The following is a 19,246-nucleotide window of genomic DNA, read 5'->3' on the forward strand; positions in this document are numbered from 1 at the left end:
CCAAGCAGCGGCTCGCCTTTGGCAGCCGTTACAGTGCCCCTTGGCGAAGCCTTGGCCCCCGTGATCGACGCGGTGGATAGCGGTCTTGATCCGGTCACCGACATCGTAGACAGCGAAGTTGGCGTGCCTTTACTCGACGCTCTCGCGCCAGTCACCGAGCCCATCATCACAAGCGCTGAGCCCATCATTACTCCGGTCGACGCCATAGTTCGCGAACTCACTGGTGGCAGCGTATCTGACGCCCTCACTAATTCCGACGCCAATACGGCGGATGGCGATGGCTTGGTGAATGACCTACTCGGTGGTGGCAGCGCCGCCCCAGCTCCGGCCCCTGCCCCTAGCGATGGCTCACCATTAGCGCCCATCACCGTGCCGCTAGGTGAAGCTCTTGCACCAGTCATTGATGCAGTAGATACCGGTCTCGACCCAGTCGCTGATAGCGAAGTTGGCGTACCTTTACTCGACGCTCTCGCGCCAGTCACCGAGCCCATCATCACAAGCGCTGAGCCCATCATTACTCCGGTCGACGCCATAGTTCGCGAACTCACTGGTGGCAGTGTGTCTGATGCCCTCACTAATTCCGACGCCAACACTGACGACGGTGACGGTGTGGTCAATAATTTACTCGGCAACCGCAATGCAAATTCAGCGAGCAGTAATCCAAGTCCAAACGACTCAGACAACGACAGTATTGACGATGGCGCCTCGGGTGAATTCAATGTCGTTGCTCGTCAAGAACAAGCAGGATTTACTCAAAGCGCGCTGGACTTAGCCATCGCGACCACAGCGACCGGCGAGCAATGTGTCGACCAGGATGCAGATGGCGTATGCGACCAAAAAGACCGCTGTGAAAATACACCCAAGACGAGTCTTGTTCTAGAAGATGGTTGCGATCTCGGCAACATCGAGCCTGCTCGCCTCAAAGGCGTTAACTTTAGCTTTGACGATGACAGCCTTAGCCCAAAGGCAAAGGCGACGCTTGACGAAGCCATATCCTTGTTACAACGATCCGAATATAAAACAATCGAAATTAATGGCCACACTGACCACTTTGGCAAGCAAGATTACAATCTGCGCTTATCCCAGCGACGTGCGAGTAATGTAAAGGATTACCTTATTGACCATGGCATAGACGCTAATCGCATAACAATAGTTGGCCGTGGCCACCAGTCTTTAATTGCAAAGATTGAAGACAAGGAGCAAGCCGAACTAAATCGTCGCGTTGACTTCACAATAATCAAATAATTTTTTACACAATTATCTTTCGGGGAGATACACAATGGCGATAGATTTGCCACCAACATTACCACCGGTACAAGCAACGGAAGTACAAGTAAAAAATTACGCTAGCAGCCCAGCGAGTGCAATCACAGCAAATATAAACGACATTCAACTGAACGTATTCGGCGATACCTACCTCGGCAACGTCGAAATTGTCCAATTGATCGAATCATCCAAAACGCCATCGGATGCGATTATTCGGCTGTCTAATCGCTATTACGAAGCAGGTCACCTGCTAATGAAAATTCACTACTACCGCGGCTTGGACGCCATATATGTCTATGTCAATCAGCTGCGTCTAACCGAACTACGCGGCGCAAGCCAAGTCACCGACCACTTTACTAATTTAGTGGGCGACAGCGATCTTACAATGGAAGAATTTTACAGTGCTCGAGTTATCGCCGACTTACAAGCCAAACGCGCGGGTTACCACTATAGCGTGTCCTACGAAGAGCAAAGTAACAACGATCTCGTCATGGTGTTTAATCAAAAAGCGGTCGAGGATTACGACGCCACTGACTACATTTTAGAAGCTAACAACAAAGGCAATCGCTTCCTTGGCCGGTATTTTGGTTTAGCGGGAATTAACCACCGTTTTCAAACCGGCACCCAATTGTCGGTGGCCTATCAGACGGCTTTCGCCGATTTGGGCGAATCCAGAGACGGCGAAAACCTTGATCAATTCAGCCTCGGTATAGACCACCCGTTTGTTAGCGGACTTTATGGTGTTGAGCTCAGCTATGTAGAGTATGAGCGCAGCCCAAGTACAGAGCAGAACAACAGCGCTTCCTGCCTACTCGGGGCCCCCTGCCTATTGCCGGGCACAAGTACAAGCACCACCAGCAAAATTGATCTCGAAGCAGAAATACTGCAAGCCAGTATTCACGGACAACAAATACTCTATAGCACCACGAGAAACCAATTTGTTCTGAAAGAAAAGCTGCAGCACATTGACTCCAAGGTTCACCGTACAGGTCAGAACGAAAAACTACTGGAAGAAAAATATCAAGCCTTAGAAATTGGCGGGGAATACTCCAGAACCCAATACGACTCACAAATTACAACCGCATCGCAGCTTAATTTAGCACTGAACGCACGCGTAGGTTTAGGCGGTAGCGGCACACTTGAGGACTACGAATCATTTAAAGCGCGGTATATCGCCGCAAACCCAAACTCAGTTGTGCCTGAAGTCGCCCCCGCTGCCCGCAGCGCTGATTTCTTTACCTTGCTGCCAAGCGCAAGCTACCAAACTCGGTTATTCAGTGACATGTCGTTGCAACTCAATGCCAGCGGCCAATTCACCAACGAGCAATTGCCACAGCAGCAGCAATTTGTGCTGGGTGGCATGGACAGCCTCAGCGCCTACCTGCCAGGCGTATTAGTGGGTGATGAGGGTTATCTGCTCACTGCAAAAATCAAACGCAGATACAAATTTGATCAATTTGAATTAACACCCGGAATCTTTAGCGAATACGCCGGTAGCTGGTACAAAAACACCTCGTCTGCGCAAAAAAATGACGACAGCATAGCCGATGCAGGCCTCAGCCTCAGCCTCAGCTACGGTGAAAGCCTCTATACAGAGCTTATCACTGCGGTACCGATTTACGACGACGTTATGGACGAGCAGCGTTTAAACGCCCTAGAAGCCGATTTCTACTGGCGCATCCGCCTTACTTTCTAAATCACAAACCACTGACAATGGGCACGCGCCAGCGTGCCCATTGTATTTTGGCCCTAGAAAAACATTACCATACTTAAACTCCCAAACTAAAAATGCGCGTTCGCAAGGTAGCCGCTGCGAAACATCGAGTGCCGTATTGCAAATATTGATCTCACCTTTTTTTATTAGCCCCCGAACCGAGATACCCGAATTAACATTAACAGGCCGTTTTCACAACGCGGCACGATTCACGAGCGCGCACTAATTTGATACAACGCTAAGCGCGACAGAGACTCAATACTACTCAATAAAAACAGCCTGCTTACATATTGCCAATTAGGACCAAAATCCTCGCAAAGCCCCAATTCAAGAGGGTTTTGAACCCGTCCCCTCAAAACTAGGCGATATATCACTAGGATACACATTTAATATTTGCTTACTGGCGCGAACTTTGCTAGCTTCAAGGTGTCCGATCAATAGTTGAGATTAGTCGCATCAGGATTAGCTTTTACCGCGTAGTAAACACCCACGCACGGAAAAGCAGTTAGCAGCAAAACACCTAGCTGCATACTGAGAACAAATCAATGGCCAGCGTGTATTTGGCCAAATCGGCAAGACCCGACATTGTTTGTACCGAAAATAATACGCCATGTTATTTGGCGTCGCTTAAATTCTAAGCGGCATAAATCGCAAAAATAGTGTCGAACACAGAATGCTGTCATACATTTGTCATCGCAAGCGGCGATAGTCACCGACAGCAAGACAATAAATGAAACAGCGTTTGGCAATGGAAGAAGGCGCAGAAGCGCAATGGAGAAAGACAATGAACAAACAGAATCAAGAAGTGAATGTTAAAAATCTGTGTAGCCGCAAATTGTGGGAACTATTAAAGAACGCCGAATGGCAGGACAAATCTGAGCGTTTTGCAATTGAGCGAGAATTATCCTGTCGTCGTCACTACATAAAGGAACTCGAGCAACTTACTGCCCGAGAAACCATGCATTAAGCACGACTATAAACGGTAACATGCCCAGCAACAGCCAAGGCAACCATCCCGCCCAAAACAACAATTGTTCCTCACACGCTCGATGAATCGCCAGGCCCAATAGGGCCGGCACTTGTTTTGCGTCTCGCATTTCTGACACTGGAGGCATAGCCACACCCTCCAGAATCCCGCTGCTTAGCAAAGCACTCGAAAATCGCCCCCCGGCCTCAACTTCACTCGCCAACTTAAAATAGCGGCTATTCACTGGCGCGTCGGGTAAACGCCGTGCGGCTTGCTTTAAAGCCTGGGGGAGTGAAAAGTCAGCGCTGATACAATCAGCCAAATGATTCATATAATGGTAATTTTGGTATTGCGTTAGCGCGGAACCTAATCCCGGCAAACGATAGGCCACACCGAGACAGACGCGCCTAAACCACGCTGAATACTGCGCCACTTGCCAAAGTCCATAGGCTGCGCCTAACGGCAATAAGCCGGCCATCGCCAGCCCTACCGCCTGCGGCATGCTTATAAAGCCCCCGCTCAGCACCATCAACGGCAGGCCCAAGGCACAAACCACCAACACCAAAACCGGCCCCCACAAATGACGTCGCAGATTACGCCTAAACTCGCTTTGCAAGCGATAGTGTTCAGCAAGGCGCAAATAGATTTTTGCTAAATTGCCCACCGCCAAACCCAGTCGCATAAATTGCAGCTCCCACGGGGTGAACATGCCGCCCTCGCGGAGTTCGTCCAATACAATGCGCTGGCCACTGGCAAACTGATCAGCAAGTTCATCTAATTGTGCCCGCTGAGCAGCGCGCTGCCCTTTGCTCAATAAGGCGACAACCTGATCCCAATTGTTTTCGCCAGATTGGCTGGCTTGATAGAGTGCTTGAAATAAGACAAAACGTTGCGCGGGGCTAGATCCTGAAACCATGAACAAATCCATTGAATACTATTGGTGGGTCTATCGCCCACAAGGCTTTATACTTTAGCACAGCTTAATTCACGGGTAGCCGCCTGCACAGGCAATTACACCCCTTAAGGACTTAGCATGATCATTCGTTTACTTTTTGCAGTGTTTGTTCTCTACGGCCTGTATCGTTTTGTAAAAACCGTACAAGCCAAACCTGCCAATGAGCGCCGAGGCTACTATACCAGCCTAATTATTGGTTTAGGCGCGGCTGCGCTGGTACTGCTGTCAGTAACTGGCAGAGTTCATTGGATTGCGGGCCTCGTTGGCGGCGCCCTGCCCTTTGTCCGCCAGTATATTCTTAAGCATATATACCATCGGATCAGCGGCACAACTAAGAGCAGCGCGCAAGATGAACAGCCCCCTCCGCAACGCCCAAGTAGCAGTATGGGTCAACAGCAGGCCCTCCATGTGCTCGGCCTTAAACCCGGGGCCAGTGACGAGGAAATCATCACCGCGCATCGTCACTTAATGCAAAAATTCCATCCTGATCGCGGCGGCAATGACTTTCTCGCCAGTCAAATAAACGATGCCAAAGATGTACTGCTGGGCAAACGCGGCAGCTGAAACGCGATTCAATTGCTCACGCAAACGCGCTAAAATTCGCTCCGCTTCGACCACCGCTTATCCAAACAAGGAATTCAATGGCGACTATTTTTGTCATCCAAAACCAGCACGGACACTACCTCGGTAAACAGCAGCAGTGGTTAGATGGGCGCGATAAGCGCCTGCTATTCCGAACCGCCCACAACGACGAGGTGGCAAATGTTATTTTTGAGCAAAGCAGTAAAGATATCCACCTGCGCGCCCAAGCTTTAGCCTGCAAACTTGATGACAATAATCAACCTATCGTTAAACCGGGGCCGCCGATCCTGAGCGACACGCCCTCACTATTTGATGACAAAACAGCCGCGACAGCACAAAATGACTCGGCCACGCCGGCAAGTAACGATATTGCGCCGAACGAAGGTGATATTTTGGGTGCATGACTTGAAACTGAACGAATTAACCACCATCTAAGTTCTGCCCTTAAACATTGGAAGTCTGCGTTATGATGCGAATTCTGTTATTTCTTGCCACCAACTTGGCGGTTGTTTTCGTTGCGAGTATTACCCTGAGCCTACTCGGCGTAGAAAGTATTATGGCCAGCAACGGCGTTGATCTTAACCTCAGCTCGCTGCTGGTGTTCTGCGCAGTTTTTGGCATGAGTGGGTCACTGATCTCCCTGCTTATCTCCAAATGGATGGCCAAACGCGCCACGCATGCCCAGGTCATCACCACACCCAGTACCAGCGAAGAGCGCTGGTTACTCGAAACAGTTGCTGAACTTGCGCAAAAGGCCGGTATCGGCATGCCGGAGGTCGCGATATTCCCATCGCCATCGGCCAATGCCTTTGCCACCGGCTGGAACCGCAATGCAGCGCTCGTTGCCGTATCAGAAGGCCTGCTGCGGCAAATGCGCCGCAATGAAGTGCGCGCGGTACTCGCCCACGAGATTGGGCACGTCGCCAATGGCGATATGATTACCTTGACCCTTATTCAAGGTGTAGTGAACACCTTTGTGATGTTTTTTGCTCGAATTATTGGCCACACCGTAGATCGCACGGTCTTTAAAACCGAGCGTGGTCACGGCATTGCGTTTTATGTCACCACGTTTGTCGCCGAAATGGTCTTGGGCATTTTGGCATCGACTATTGTGATGTGGTTTTCACGGTGGCGGGAATTTCGCGCCGACGCCGCGGGCGCCAGCCTTGCCAGCCGTCAGGACATGATCGCCGCGCTGCAGCGCTTGCAAGCTCAACAAGGCTTGCCCACAGACCTACCCGGCGAAATGAGCGCCTTTGGTATTAGCAGCCAGACCAAATCGGATTTGGCCGCGCTATTCAGCTCACACCCACCACTCGAAAAACGCATTCAAGCCCTACGGAATGGTCTGTAATGGCCTTTACCGTAGAGCGCTCGCAACTGGTTGCCGCGCTACATGGCATGAGCAATAGCAACCTAAGCCCCGGCGCCAGCGGCAACGCCTCGGTACGCACCGCTGACGGCGGCATGCTAATCTCCGCCAGTGGCCAGTTGGCAGGCAATACTCGCCCCGGCGATTTGGTCTATATCGACAGTGATGGTGACATTCCCAAGAATCAGCGCAAGCCCTCAAGCGAATGGCGTATGCACTGGCAGGTTTATCTCGACCACCCGGACGCGGGTGGCATTGTCCACTGCCACTCCCGCTACGCCACCGTGCTGGCGTGTCAACGCCGCGCGATCCCCGCATTTCATTACATGGTTGCTATCGCGGGCGGTGACTCGATCCCCTGCGCTCAATACGCGGCCTACGGCACCCAGGAATTATCAGATTACGTTAGCGCCGCACTGCAACAGCGCCGCGCCTGCCTCATGGCCAATCATGGCCAAATTACCTATGCCGCAGATCCACTGCGGGCACTGGCATTGGCGAAAGACATTGAAGAGTTAGCCGCCAACTACTATTTAAGCCTACAGGGCGGTGAACCGGTGATTCTCAATGAGGCAGAAATGGCCGACGTGTTAAGCCGTTACGCCGATTACGGCCAACAAAATTAAGCCTAAAGCACGGCCCTTTCCCACCTAGTTACACTGTGAATTTTACCTCCAAAATTCAAGCTCTCCGCGGTATTCAATTCAAAAACCCTGTGCTAACCTCCATTGCACCAATATCGACCAAAAATATAATTAAGATCGATATTGGTGCAAATATGCGCACTTAAAAAAGTCACATAATCATAAAGAGCCTGTCATTAGCCAAGACTACATTGGCTGACAACTGTTCATAACGGGGATGTAAACAATGAAAAAGACTCTATTAGCCAGCGCCATTGCGATTGTGGCAACCAGCCATGCCTATGCGGACTATCAATTTGAGCTTGGTGCTGTTTATACTCAAGGAGAAGTTGCCGACACCGACTACGACGGTTTTGGTATCGGTGGTGAATTTCATTTCGACAAAGTAGATACCAGCAAAGGCCCGCTGGCCGAAGCCAGCTTTCTCGACAAATCCTCATTCATCAGCTTTATTTTCGTCAGCGAAGAAGACGACGTTGCAAATGCTGACGAAGAAGAAACGACTAGTATCGGCGGCCGCTTTGTTACCGCAACCAACGTCATTATTGAAGCCGACTGGACAACAGAAGACGATGGTAATTCAGACACCGACACGATCCGCGTTGGTGTGGGTAGCTACTTAAACGACAATACCGACGTGGTAGTAAGCTATACCACTGAAGATGACAATAACGCCGACATAGATTACCTCGACGTTACCTTCCACGGTGTAAACCCACTGAACCAAGGTGCTTCAGTTGCCTTTGACGTGGCTGTTGGCTATATCGACACTGACGACGATAGCGGCTACCAAATTGCGGTAGGCGGTACTTATTACTTCAACACCATGTTCGGTGTTGGCTTGAACGCTGGCATTGCTGACGTCGGTGATGTAACTCGCGACACAGTTGGCATTGATGCGAGTTTCTTCCCCAGTGAGCAAGTTGAGCTTAGCCTGTCGATCTTTGACTCCAGCACCGAGTTTAATAATATCGACGTCGATTCAGACGGCATCATGTTTGGCGCCGCTATGCGCTTCTAATTTAAAATCACTTGTCACTACCCTGAAAACCGCCGCTAAACCGGCGGTTTTTTTATATCAGGTCCCGCGCGGTTTAAGCCGCGCAGTGGGCAGGCTTTCTAAAGGATTTTCTGGCCAGGGGTGCTTCGGATATCGGCCCTTCATTTCTTTTTTTACATCGTGATAACTGCCCTGCCAAAAGCCCGCCAAATCTTGCGTTACTTGCAGGGGGCGCCGCGCTGGCGACAAAAGATGTAAGAGCAAGGGCTGACGTCCATTGCCCACGGCGGGGCTTACCGTGCAGCCGAACATTTCTTGCAGTTTTACCGCCAGTACCGGCGGCGTTTGGCTGTAATCAATTTTGATATGTGAACCCGATGGCACCGCAAAGCGCTCGGGAAACAACGTATCCAAAGCTTGCCGTTGGGGCCAGTCTAGGCTTGTAGCGAGAATATCACCCAAATTTAAACGCTTAAAATCATGCAATGAATTGACGCCATCCAAATACGGTGCAAGCCAATCTGCAAGCGTATTCATTAGCGCCTCATCGCTTAAGTCAGGCCAGTTACCGGGCTGACAATCTAATTTAGCCGCCAGCATTAGCCTTGCCCGCCACTGGACGAGCGACTCAGGCCAATCAAATACCGCCAAACCCCGGCGCTGTACAAAAGTAAGCAAGGCGCTAATCTTTTGGTCGGCAGAAATCGTATTCAAAATCTGCCGCCGCCATACCAAGCTGCCAACCAGGTCACTACGCTCGGCAATAAAGCGGCCTTTGTCGTCGTTCCAATCCGCTTGCTCAAAGGTTTTTACCTGGTTCACCAGCAGCCCACCAAAATGCGCAGGATTCAGCGACGACGCGAGCTGAATAAAATCACTGCGCCCCCCCGCCGTGCCCCCCAAGCTCGCCACGACCAACCAAGGCGACGCATTCAAGGCATCGGCCTCGTTTAAGCTCGCGGCGCGACCATTGCTCAGCACATAATCGCGGCCACGCTCGCGACGCTGTTTGGCAATACGATCTGGATAGGCATAAGCGAGTAATACGCCAGCATCAATACCCTTGGCGCCGCCCTTGATGTCGGTACTTTGCGTTAAGATTCGCATGTATTGCTGCTGTTGTTTTTTCAGGCGAGCAACAATACCTTGTTGCTGACGATCCGCACGCTGCTCCCCGAGTAGCACGGCAAGGCGTGATTGAATGTCGGCACTGTCGCGGGGACCAAAATCTCGTTCACTGAGCAGTGCAGCAATTGCACAGGCTAGCGGCGCGGCACCAAATTCACCGCCCTTTAACAACATATGCGCTAAACGCGGGTGTACCGGCAAGCTCGCCATCGCTTCGCCATGCGTGGTAATTTGCAGACGATTCTCGTCGCGACGCAGCGCGCCTAGGGCCAACAACAAATCCAGTGCCTGCTGAAAAGCCGCGACTGGCGGCGAATCTAACCACGTTAATTGACTCGGGTCAGTAACACCCCAACGCAGTAGCTGGAGCGCAAAGGCGCTTAGATCCGCCTGTAAAATTTCTGGCTCATTGTAAGCCGCCAACTCGGCTTGCTGCGATTCACTCCACAAGCGGTAACACACGCCCGCGCTTAATCGCCCAGCCCGCCCAGCGCGTTGCTGAGACGAGGCCTTAGACAAACGCTTGGTGGTGAGGCGAGTCATCCCCGTGCGCGGATCAAATGCTGGCAGGCGCGCCAAACCGCTGTCCACCACCACGCGGATGCCCTCAATGGTCAAACTACTTTCCGCAATGCTAGTTGCCAATACCACTTTGCGCTGGCCTAGCGGCGCTGCGGCGATCGCCAAGCGCTGTTCAAGCAGACTTAAATCACCATATAGTGGCGCAATAATCACATCCTTAGCCACGCTATTTGCCAAGCTCATCGCACAGCGGCGAATCTCGCCCTGCCCCGGTAGAAATACGAGGATACTGCCCGTCTCATCTCGCAAGGCCTCATGCACGGCCCCACAAACGCGGTCAACGTTGTTTTGTTCATGACGGTAGGCATTGCCATAGCGCAGGCTAACTGGATACTGGCGGCCCTCGCTGCGTAACACCGTGGCCTGAGCCGCGTCATCGCGGTTAAATAAATCGGCAATACGCTGACCATCTAGTGTCGCCGACATCAATAACACTTTTAGCGGGGCGTCCCTCAGCTCGCCAAACAAGCTTCGACCCTCGAGGGTGAGCGCGAGGCCCAAATCTGCATCAAGACTACGCTCATGAAATTCGTCAAAAATAACGAGACCGATACCCGCCAACGAGGGGTCGTCGTGCAACATCCTTGTTAGCACGCCCTCAGTGACCACCTCAATACGGGTGTGCTTGCTCACTGCGCTGTCCATCCGCATACGGTAGCCGACGGTTTGCCCCGCTGTTTCTCCGATCACCTCGGCCATACGCTCAGCGGCAGCCCGCGCGGCAATACGGCGGGGTTCCAGTATTAAAATACGCTGGCCAGCCAACCACGGCTCATTGAGCAAGGCCAAGGGCACCCGCGTGGTTTTACCAGCCCCGGGCGGTGCCTCCAGAACCAATTCGTGGTGATTTGCCAAGACTAGACGAATATCAGGGATTAGGCTTTCGATCGGTAGATCAGCCATGCGCGGCTTAGACTCCAAGCTGGGAATACAGGTTTTTCTGGCCTGGCAGTATAATGCAGTTTACAGCAGGATTGGCGGGAGACGTTCGATGGGAGACAGAAGACGCAAGTGAAAACCGACTCGTCTCTTAGTAATGAGCTATCTGAGCAAGTTCACCGCGGGTTAAATCGCGGCTCTCACCCGGGGCCAAGCTCTTATCCAAATCTAAGCTACCAATGCGGTGGCGATGCAATGTTAAAACCTCATTTTGAAAACGCCCAAACATGCGTTTGATTTGGTGATAGCGGCCCTCGCATAAGCTGACCTCTGCCACATAGTCAGACACAATCCTTAACTGCGCGGGACGGGTGGTGATGTTCTCATACTTAAAGTACATACCCGCCGCAAAAGCCGCCACGTAATCAGCATTTAACGGCTGCGCAAGCGTCACGGTATATACCTTTAGTATTTGACGCTCCGGCAAGCTTAACTGCCTAGACCAATCACCATCATTACTCAGCAAGAGCAAGCCCGTGGAATTGAAGTCTAAGCGGCCGGCAATATGCAATTGCTCTCGGTCACCACGCTGCAGGATATCTATAACGGTTGTATGCTCTGCATCTTTAGTCGCACTGACCACTGCGGCGGGCTTATTGAGCATGACATACAAAGCTTGTTGCGCTTGGAGGCTGCAACCGTCAAACGTAACGTGGGAGAACTGATCGATTTGCTGGGCAATATCCCGCGCCGCTTTGCCGTTTACCAGCACCCGCCCCTGCGCGAGAACTGACCGAACATCGCCGCGCTTAATACCAGTTTGGCGGCTAATAAAGCGGTCTAGTCTTGACTTAGAAGAGGACAAATGCGGGCCAATTTAGAATTCTTCAATTGATTTTGGGTGCTTGACGTAAAGTAAGCTGCCGGTGTCAAAACCCAGTGATCGCGCCTTATTCACAAAGCGGCTAATCACTTCGTCGCTCACCACTGGCGTTCTGGCCAAGAGCCAGAGATAGGACTTGTTATAACCGCTAACAAACGCAGTTTCATAACGCGCTTTATCCGTATCAAGACCGAGATCGAAGACCACATACGATGAATAGAACGGGCCAAAAAACGATACCTTTAAATGAGCCGTCGAGTCATCATCAATAAAATAAGCTCGCCCTTCAACCTCACGCCATTCACCATCTACCGCGGAATAGCCACGGTTGATAACCCGTATGCCGCCATCTTCGCGCAAACTATAGTCCGCCGTCACCTGGCTCAAGCCCGCCTCAAAACGATGATCTAAACGGGCGATTTCATACCATTTACCCAGATATTTGTTTTTATCAAAGTCGTGCACCGGCGTCACGCCACTGGGCAATTTGGTGCATGCCGCCAAAAAAGCCAACACGGCAAGGCAAATAAATTTAGGCATTCTCCCCCCAATCAACGCTATTCTCGAGGCACAGAATATCACAGACAAAGAATCGGGTTGTGCTTTGCGCAATTACGCCCTAACACCGCCCGATTAACAGCGCGATAAGCTGCGCCGCGACGTCAAATAGGCGAGCTAAAATTTAGCTGTGGTCGTCTATTTCGTCTTGCACTTCTTCGACACCTTCGTTGTAGGCATCTTTGGTGTCTTCAACACCCTGATCGATACTTTCGCCCGCTTTCTCAGCCGGTCCTTTTTCGCAAGCGCTAATCGCGAACATTGCGCTGGCCACAATAAAAAAGGCAACCAAAAGTTTGCTGCTTTGCGTTGATTTAAAATTTCCAAGTAATGCTTTCATGTTTGATACTCTCCATGAGTAGATTCAGTTTTAGGGATTTCTGTACTGAAAAAACTTACTTCTACTGAAATTAATATCGCCTTATGCGATTTTTTTCAGCCTGACATTCAACCTAGCAGTTCCCTATAAAGTAAGCTTTAAATACAACACACGACCAATAATAGCTCGCATCGAAATGTTTGCATTCGGAGTTTATGACCGCGCTACCCAACGCGATGTTCCTGAGTCAGGCCATTTTTTCGCAACCCGCATTAACACCAACACCCCTTGTCGAATAAAATGGCCATTCATTCTCAGTTATCGCCAAACCGCATCTGCAATGCCAGCTCAATGCCTCGGCCTGCTTCAGGGGCGTAGTCGCGAATAAAAGAGCTCGCACTGCGAATGTCGTCGTCACCTAAGTTCCGGCCTTTTAGCATTATCGTGTATTGCACGTCGGCAAGATCAAAGGCCCGCGACACGGTCATATCAATGCGCTTATAACTCGCGGTAGGTAGCTCATTGGCCCCTGGCTTGGTCTGTGCATGAGCGTAAACCACACTTAAATCAGCCTGCCAGTTCTGTGCTTGCCAATTAAGGCGCACACCGTCATGTCCCGGCGGCAGACGAGGGGCGCTATCACCGTTATCCAGTTCGCCTTTTATACGGTCACCAAATAGACCTAGACGATAAGTCTGATTAGCACTGCTGTAAAACGACCAATCAAGCTCATACTCAAGCCCTTGAAAGATCGCGTCTTGTTGCCGGTACGCGAGGACGTCTACGCCATCCACCTCATTGCCGGTATTTTCTAGATAAATAAAATCATTAAATTGGTTCGAAAACACAATGATTTTAGCGCTGACCATCTCATACTCAGCACGCAAACTCAGGTCAATATTTTGTGCCTCTTCGCTGTCCAATTGCTCATCACCAAGCTCAACGGCGCCAGTGGCGCCATGCACAACATAGCTGCCGGCGGTATTGCCGATATTTGAAAAACGCTCCTCGGCTGTCGGCGCTCGACGCGAGCTAGAAAGCGATAATGACGCCGTCCAGCTATTATTCAACGCATATAAGCCCGCCAATGAAGCACTGATGCTGTTGGTATCGTGGTCTTTTATCGTGTCCTGCTCCGTAGAAAGGCGATCCATATCCGCACGCAAGCCCGCCTCAAACGACCAATTTTTACTGTGATAGTCCTCTAACCAGAACAAACCCAGCTGACGAGTGGTGTTTACGGGCACAAAGGATTCTTCGCCAAGCGCCGAGAAATCAGCCTCCAACCACTGCGCGCCGAATACACCATGCCAGTCACCATCCCAATAGCTAAACGTCTGATGCGCCAATTCCAGCCGTCCCGTCAACGCCTCTTTATTAAATGTAGTGCCGACGTCACCGTTGGCTTCTATTTCTTGGTGTTGGTAATCGCTATACGCTAGGCGCCAGCGCAGTAGCTCCAAAACGCCATCAAAATGTTGGTCACCGGCGAGATCCCAGCGCTTTTGACTTACCGCGAGATAAACACCCTCTTCACTCTCTTCCTCTACTCTTGGCCCCACGTCATCTCCCTCATCATGGTGATGGTGCACACCAGCGGGAATACCATAGACATTATCTAGCTCGCTATAACTTAGCCCAAAGTAGCCGTCTTCATAATGGTAGGCGCTGCCTAAAGTCGTGCGACGAGTGCGGCCGTCGGCATTGGCAATAAAGCCCGCACTGCTTTCATCGGTGTCCTCGACGTTACGTGGGTTAATCGCTAAGCCTGGAATTTCTGGGTAGCCCCAGTCGCGGTACAATGAGTCGATATGCGCCGCCCAGTTGCCATCACCGGCGTCGACCCTAAACACCCCGCTGCGACCGTCATCGACACTGCTGTGGCGCAACTCTGCCACGCTGCTCACACCGTCAATCGACTTGCTGGGCACTCGGCCATCCAATACATTAATGACCCCACCAATTGCACCGCCGCCATACAGCAAGGTCGCCGGGCCACGCAGAATTTCAATGCTATCGGCCAGTATTGGCTCAACCGAAACGGCATGATCGGCACTATTAGAAGACACGTCTAAACTCGACAAGCTATTTTGCAGTAGCTGTACCCGCGGCCCCTGCTGCCCCCGAATAACGGGTTGCCCCACTGCAGGCCCAAAGCTGGCACTGTTCAACCCCGGCGAATGATTTAGGGTTTCGCCAATCGTCGCTGCCGCCTGCCGGCGCAGCTCCTCTCCACTCAACACGGTTAAAGGCAAGGCGGTCTGCGCTTCGTTTTTGTGAATAGAGGTGGTCACCAAGACATGTTCCATATGGCGGTTATCTGCTGCCAATACATTTAGTGACTGGGCACAGACGCCCGCCAGAGCAATTTTCATTTTCCAGTTCATGGTGTGTTCCTACGCATCTCAGGTCTTAAATGGCTATTTACACAAGACTCAGCAGTCTTACTCCGCAAAATAGCACCGCAAATTGTTCCGCAGAAAACATGCAACTTAAAATCACCGTACCGACATGGGCACCCCGCACTGATTTACAAACGCAAGCGGTTTAGGGGCCAAGCTGATGTTTCGCGTAATGCGATTTAGACAAAAAATACCGGAGGTGCCCGAGCGGGCGGGCGCAGCACAATGCTTGCGCGAAAAATGCGCGGTAGCGCCACGTCATGACGACTTGGCAGAGCCGCGGGAATATGGGGACTAAAGGGATCACTCGTGGCCGCAGCACCACTGTAATGACAAACCGCACATTCACTGAGTGGGCTGTGTTCAGCCACATGAATATGATGACCTTGCAGCCATAGCGACCAACTGAGGCACAGTAGTAACAGTGCCGCCAGTGACAGGCGTTTATGGTGAAGGCTAAGTTTCATGGAGGCTGAGCAATGCTGCGTTAACAAGCGAGCGGCTATGCTAACGCAGTGCAGTGAGATTGAACAAGGACTTGCGCGCACTGACGATTTAAGCGTCGAAATCGATACCCAAACGACGACCAACTAATTCGTAAGATTCAACCACACTACCAAGGCCTTGGCGGAAGCGATCTTTGTCGAGTTTTTCTCGGGTGTCTTTGTCCCATAGGCGACAGCCGTCTGGCGAAAATTCGTCGCCAAGATGGATTTCGCCATCGCTAAACACACCAAACTCCAGTTTGTAGTCAACCAGTAGCATGCCAGCGTCGGCAAACATCTTTTGCAGCACGTCGTTAACCTTAAAGGTTAATTCCTTCATGCGGTCAAGCTGAGCATCGTTTGCCCAGCCAAAGGAGCGAATATGAAATTCGTTGATCATCGGGTCATGCAGGGCGTCGTTCTTCAAAAACATTTCGAAGGTCGGCGGATTGAGCTCCAAACCCTCTTCTACGCCCAAACGCTTTACAATAGAACCCGCTGCAATATTGCGCACCACGCACTCTATGGGCAGCATATCCAATTTTTTAACCAGCGCGTCGTTGTCAGACAACAGCTTTTCAAAATGCGTTGGGATACCAGCCGCCTGCAAGGCATTCATAATGAAGGCATTGAACTTATTGTTCACCATGCCTTTGCGATCCAGCTGCTCTACCCGCAAGCCGTCAAAGGCCGAGGTATCATTTCTGAAATTGAGGATATAACGGTCTGGGTCGTCAGTCTTGAATACTGACTTTGCCTTACCGGAATACAACTCTTCGCGTTTTTCCATGGTTTGCCTCATTAGCACAAAAAGATCACGCTATATCCAGCCAGTCGAAACCAGCCTCTTGGTCGGCAGACAGCAGCGCGTCACTGTTTACCAACATCGGTTCAATCGCCATTCTCGCCAGCGCGGGCGTGTTGTTCTTTTCACTCAGGTGGGCAATGACCACGTGTTGAAGCCGGGCAACCTCGGCGTCTTCTAGCAAACTCGCGGCCTGCTGATTGTTCAAATGGCCCCAGTCACCGCCAACCCGCTGTTTTAAGGAATAGGGATAAGGACCATTGGCCAACATAGTCACGTCGTGATTACACTCAAGTAAAAGCGCATCACAGCGTTGATAGTGCTCTCTAACGACGGGCGTAATACTACCTAAATCCGTGAGCAGCCCAAATGTTTTTTTTCGGTAACTGAACACAAATTGGCAGGGCTCACGGGCATCGTGGGGAACCGCTACGGGCATCACTGAGATTCCACCAATGTCGATTGCCGCGCCCAACTCCAAATGCCGCCAGTGATGCGAAAGCCGTAACTGACCGTGCTCACCCGTGCCGTAACTGCAGTACACTGGCACCTTGTATTTACGCGCCAGCGGCAACACCCCTTTAATGTGGTCGCTGTGTTCGTGCGTGACAAGAATCGCGGTCAAATCACTTGGCGCGCGCCCCAACCTCGTCATACGCCGCTCGGTTTCTTTAATACTGAAACCGCAATCGATCAGAATACAGCTTTGCTCAGTTTCAAGCAGGGTAGCGTTTCCTTTACTGCCACTACCCAGAGATGCGAAGCGCACTAATACATATACCCCATAATGCGCTTAAGGAGATTTTCGCGTTCAGTTTCCCGCAGGCGGCGACCTTTTTGGTAGTTCAGGAAGATCAGCGACTCAGCCTTGCCTTCGCCAACTGGGCGCAATTCCACAACATAGCGACTCAAATCTGGACCGCGGGCACTGAAAAGACGCGAAAACCAGCCCACCTCCTCTGCCTCGGGATCGATATAGGTGAGCCAATATTTCTTCTCTTCGGGACGGCCGTCTTCTATTTCAAACCCGGCTTTAACCAATGCTAACCCCAAGGCCGCCCACGCGCGATCTTCCGGCAACAAAAGGCGTAAATAGCGGCCATCAGCACTGTCTTCCGTACCTTCAAGAAAGATTTTACCCTTACCATCACTACGCTGAGCCAACATCGACACTGACGCATCGGCCTCACTATCGGCCAAATACTGGGCAACCACCCGCACCATCTGCGACTCGCGCTCTAGCGAGTCGGACACCGCTGGCCAAGCATCACCACCGTTGACCTGCGTGAGTATATGAATTTCACTGGTGCCTTTTTGCACACCTTGATCGAGACGGAAGCGAAAACGCTCACGCGTGCTGCCGTCGCCATTCGGGTCGCGCCACTCGGTTTCGATTGTTGCAGTAGCGCCATCGGCCCGCGCCACTTTCAAACCTGCACGACCAAGAAATACGCGCATCCGCGGCCAAACTTGATTCGGGTCACCGTCGAGTAATATCCAGCTCTTACCTTCTAAAGTTTGAATTTTAACTTCAGCAGTACCCACATTTTTAGTGAGTGGCTCAGGGCGTGGCACATCAAATTTACCTGGTAATACCGTGTGGGTTTGTAAACCGGGCACGACATATTTATCGTCCAGTGAGGCTGAACTGATTTCAGGTGGCAATTCCAGTGGCGCACTTAATTTTGCCTGACGGTAATCGTCTCCGCGATCACGAAAAGCGCCATTATCACCAAACATACAGCCGGACAATACCACCAACCCGAGACTCGCTGTCATCAATCGAAATACGGTGCTATGCATAGTTTCGCTCATTTAGTCTAATAATCCCGATTGTTTCAGGGCTTCGGCCACCTGGGGTCTAGCGGCTTCGCTAAGCAGTGTTAACGGTAAACGAATACCGTCTTCCATTAGGCCCATCGCAAGCATGGCCCACTTCACCGGGATGGGGTTTGACTCCACAAACAGGCGTTCATGTAAAATTCGCAGGGGGGCGTCTGCTCGCTCTGTCTCCGCATGGTCACCAGCCATAGCCGCCACACAAACCGCCTTTACCGCAGCTGGCGCAATATTAGCGGTAACGGAAATATTACCCTTACCGCCAAGGAGCATCAGTTCGGCAGCCGTCGCATCGTCGCCAGAAAAGACACTAAGCTTGTCGCCAACGGCATCGATAAGCGCTTTGCCCCGTGCCATATCACCCGTCGCATCTTTTATTGCAATAATATTCGGGTGCTCAGCCAAACGGATAGTCGTGGCATTGGCCATGTCACAGGCGGTACGGCCCGGGACATTGTAGAGAATTTGGGGAATGGCCACCGCATTGGCTATGGCCATATAGTGCTGATAGAGACCTTCTTGGGTCGGCTTATTGTAGTAAGGCGTCACCAACAAACAGGCATCAGCGCCCACTTCGCGGGCAACTTCAGTCAGCTCAATGGCTTCAGCCGTGGAGTTGGCGCCAGTACCGGCAATCACTTTTATCCGCCCAGCCACTTGGTCAACACAGGCTTTAATCACCATTTTATGCTCATCCATGGCCAATGTTGCGGACTCGCCGGTGGTGCCAACTGCCACAATACCGTCAGTGCCCTGCTCGACATGCCAGTCGATTAAGCGTGCCAAGGCCTGCCAGTCTATGCTGCCATCGCTGTGCATCGGTGTTACTAGGGCGACAATGCTACCCGAAATCATGCCTGTATCTC

General features: G+C 51.5%; 19 protein-coding genes. 8 read left to right on the top strand and 11 right to left on the bottom strand.

Going from position 1 to position 19,246, the window contains the following annotated elements; translation table 11 throughout:
- From ABYP33_RS09325 to ABYP33_RS09335, 3 genes are all read left to right on the top strand, one after another.
- A partial coding sequence (locus ABYP33_RS09325) for an OmpA family protein (protein WP_373090547.1) occupies positions 1-1,245 on the top strand: 1,245 nt, incomplete at its 5' end.
- Positions 1,246-1,279: 34 nt separating this feature from the next.
- Positions 1,280-2,962, top strand: coding sequence for a ShlB/FhaC/HecB family hemolysin secretion/activation protein (locus ABYP33_RS09330; RefSeq protein ID WP_373090548.1), 1,683 nt, complete (start codon positions 1,280-1,282; stop codon positions 2,960-2,962).
- A gap of 748 nt (positions 2,963-3,710) precedes the next feature.
- Positions 3,711-3,947, top strand: a complete 237-nt coding sequence (locus ABYP33_RS09335) for a hypothetical protein (RefSeq protein WP_373090549.1) — start codon at positions 3,711-3,713, stop codon at positions 3,945-3,947.
- Here ABYP33_RS09335 and ABYP33_RS09340 read toward each other — a convergent pair.
- Entirely contained in the window at positions 3,922-4,863 is a 942-nt protein-coding gene (locus ABYP33_RS09340) for a type II secretion system F family protein (RefSeq protein WP_373090551.1), read from the bottom strand. The genes ABYP33_RS09335 and ABYP33_RS09340 overlap by 26 nt on opposite strands.
- A gap of 117 nt (positions 4,864-4,980) precedes the next feature.
- Here ABYP33_RS09340 and ABYP33_RS09345 point away from each other — a divergent pair, with 117 nt between their 5' ends.
- From ABYP33_RS09345 to ABYP33_RS09365, 5 genes are all read left to right on the top strand, one after another.
- Entirely contained in the window at positions 4,981-5,466 is a 486-nt protein-coding gene (locus ABYP33_RS09345; protein WP_373090552.1) for a DnaJ domain-containing protein, read from the top strand.
- A 77-nt stretch (positions 5,467-5,543) separates the two neighbouring features.
- A complete protein-coding gene (locus tag ABYP33_RS09350; protein WP_373090553.1) occupies positions 5,544-5,888 on the top strand; it encodes a hypothetical protein in 345 nt (114 codons plus the stop codon).
- Between the two features lie 62 nt (positions 5,889-5,950).
- A complete protein-coding gene (htpX, locus tag ABYP33_RS09355; RefSeq protein ID WP_373090554.1) occupies positions 5,951-6,838 on the top strand; it encodes a protease HtpX in 888 nt (295 codons plus the stop codon).
- Positions 6,838-7,482, top strand: coding sequence for a class II aldolase/adducin family protein (locus tag ABYP33_RS09360; protein WP_373090555.1), 645 nt, complete (start codon positions 6,838-6,840; stop codon positions 7,480-7,482). Before htpX ends, ABYP33_RS09360 begins: the two co-directional genes overlap by 1 nt.
- A 244-nt stretch (positions 7,483-7,726) precedes the next feature.
- Positions 7,727-8,521 (top strand): putative porin, encoded by a 795-nt coding sequence (locus ABYP33_RS09365; RefSeq protein WP_373090556.1) that lies wholly within the window; start codon positions 7,727-7,729, stop codon positions 8,519-8,521.
- A gap of 57 nt (positions 8,522-8,578) precedes the next feature.
- Here the strand turns inward: ABYP33_RS09365 and hrpB are convergent, their stop codons facing one another.
- From hrpB to dapA, 10 genes are all read right to left on the bottom strand, one after another.
- Positions 8,579-11,113 (bottom strand): ATP-dependent helicase HrpB, encoded by a 2,535-nt coding sequence (gene hrpB, locus ABYP33_RS09370; RefSeq protein WP_373090558.1) that lies wholly within the window; start codon positions 11,111-11,113, stop codon positions 8,579-8,581.
- Positions 11,114-11,240: 127 nt separating this feature from the next.
- A complete protein-coding gene (locus tag ABYP33_RS09375; protein ID WP_373090559.1) occupies positions 11,241-11,954 on the bottom strand; it encodes a pseudouridine synthase in 714 nt (237 codons plus the stop codon).
- Between the two features lie 12 nt (positions 11,955-11,966).
- Positions 11,967-12,512 (bottom strand): lipocalin family protein, encoded by a 546-nt coding sequence (locus ABYP33_RS09380; protein WP_373090560.1) that lies wholly within the window; start codon positions 12,510-12,512, stop codon positions 11,967-11,969.
- 142 nt (positions 12,513-12,654) lie between these two features.
- A complete protein-coding gene (locus tag ABYP33_RS09385; protein WP_373090561.1) occupies positions 12,655-12,870 on the bottom strand; it encodes a hypothetical protein in 216 nt (71 codons plus the stop codon).
- 293 nt (positions 12,871-13,163) lie between these two features.
- On the bottom strand, positions 13,164-15,236 hold the full coding sequence (locus ABYP33_RS09390; RefSeq protein WP_373090563.1) for a TonB-dependent receptor: 2,073 nt from the start codon (positions 15,234-15,236) through the stop codon (positions 13,164-13,166).
- 194 nt (positions 15,237-15,430) lie between these two features.
- The gene (locus tag ABYP33_RS09395) at positions 15,431-15,718 is read right to left on the bottom strand and encodes a hypothetical protein (RefSeq protein ID WP_373090565.1); all 288 of its coding nucleotides are present in this window, start codon (positions 15,716-15,718) and stop codon (positions 15,431-15,433) included.
- 88 nt (positions 15,719-15,806) lie between these two features.
- Complete coding sequence (purC, locus tag ABYP33_RS09400; protein ID WP_373090566.1) at positions 15,807-16,526, bottom strand: phosphoribosylaminoimidazolesuccinocarboxamide synthase; 720 nt, start codon at positions 16,524-16,526, stop codon at positions 15,807-15,809.
- Positions 16,527-16,551: 25 nt separating this feature from the next.
- On the bottom strand, positions 16,552-17,310 hold the full coding sequence (locus ABYP33_RS09405; protein WP_373090567.1) for an MBL fold metallo-hydrolase: 759 nt from the start codon (positions 17,308-17,310) through the stop codon (positions 16,552-16,554).
- Entirely contained in the window at positions 17,310-18,356 is a 1,047-nt protein-coding gene (gene bamC, locus ABYP33_RS09410; RefSeq protein ID WP_373090568.1) for an outer membrane protein assembly factor BamC, read from the bottom strand. Before bamC ends, ABYP33_RS09405 begins: the two co-directional genes overlap by 1 nt.
- Positions 18,357-19,235: a 4-hydroxy-tetrahydrodipicolinate synthase gene (dapA, locus tag ABYP33_RS09415; protein ID WP_373090569.1), complete on the bottom strand. Its 879-nt coding sequence runs from the start codon at positions 19,233-19,235 to the stop codon at positions 18,357-18,359.
- Positions 19,236-19,246 lie beyond the last annotated feature (11 nt).

This window comes from Zhongshania sp., assembly GCF_041584495.1.
GTDB lineage: Bacteria > Pseudomonadota > Gammaproteobacteria > Pseudomonadales > Spongiibacteraceae > Spongiibacter.

Coding starts and splice junctions, on each gene's coding strand:
- ABYP33_RS09345 (WP_373090552.1), top strand. CDS start 4,981: ATGATCATTCGTTTACTTTTTGCAGTGTTTGTTCTCTACGGCCTGTAT.
- ABYP33_RS09385 (WP_373090561.1), bottom strand. CDS start 12,870: ATGAAAGCATTACTTGGAAATTTTAAATCAACGCAAAGCAGCAAACTT.
- ABYP33_RS09390 (WP_373090563.1), bottom strand. CDS start 15,236: ATGAACTGGAAAATGAAAATTGCTCTGGCGGGCGTCTGTGCCCAGTCA.
- ABYP33_RS09365 (WP_373090556.1), top strand. CDS start 7,727: ATGAAAAAGACTCTATTAGCCAGCGCCATTGCGATTGTGGCAACCAGC.
- ABYP33_RS09395 (WP_373090565.1), bottom strand. CDS start 15,718: ATGAAACTTAGCCTTCACCATAAACGCCTGTCACTGGCGGCACTGTTA.
- ABYP33_RS09340 (WP_373090551.1), bottom strand. CDS start 4,863: ATGGTTTCAGGATCTAGCCCCGCGCAACGTTTTGTCTTATTTCAAGCA.
- dapA (WP_373090569.1), bottom strand. CDS start 19,235: ATGATTTCGGGTAGCATTGTCGCCCTAGTAACACCGATGCACAGCGAT.
- ABYP33_RS09335 (WP_373090549.1), top strand. CDS start 3,711: ATGAAACAGCGTTTGGCAATGGAAGAAGGCGCAGAAGCGCAATGGAGA.
- ABYP33_RS09330 (WP_373090548.1), top strand. CDS start 1,280: ATGGCGATAGATTTGCCACCAACATTACCACCGGTACAAGCAACGGAA.
- htpX (WP_373090554.1), top strand. CDS start 5,951: ATGATGCGAATTCTGTTATTTCTTGCCACCAACTTGGCGGTTGTTTTC.
- purC (WP_373090566.1), bottom strand. CDS start 16,526: ATGGAAAAACGCGAAGAGTTGTATTCCGGTAAGGCAAAGTCAGTATTC.
- hrpB (WP_373090558.1), bottom strand. CDS start 11,113: ATGGCTGATCTACCGATCGAAAGCCTAATCCCTGATATTCGTCTAGTC.
- bamC (WP_373090568.1), bottom strand. CDS start 18,356: ATGAGCGAAACTATGCATAGCACCGTATTTCGATTGATGACAGCGAGT.
- ABYP33_RS09350 (WP_373090553.1), top strand. CDS start 5,544: ATGGCGACTATTTTTGTCATCCAAAACCAGCACGGACACTACCTCGGT.
- ABYP33_RS09380 (WP_373090560.1), bottom strand. CDS start 12,512: ATGCCTAAATTTATTTGCCTTGCCGTGTTGGCTTTTTTGGCGGCATGC.
- ABYP33_RS09360 (WP_373090555.1), top strand. CDS start 6,838: ATGGCCTTTACCGTAGAGCGCTCGCAACTGGTTGCCGCGCTACATGGC.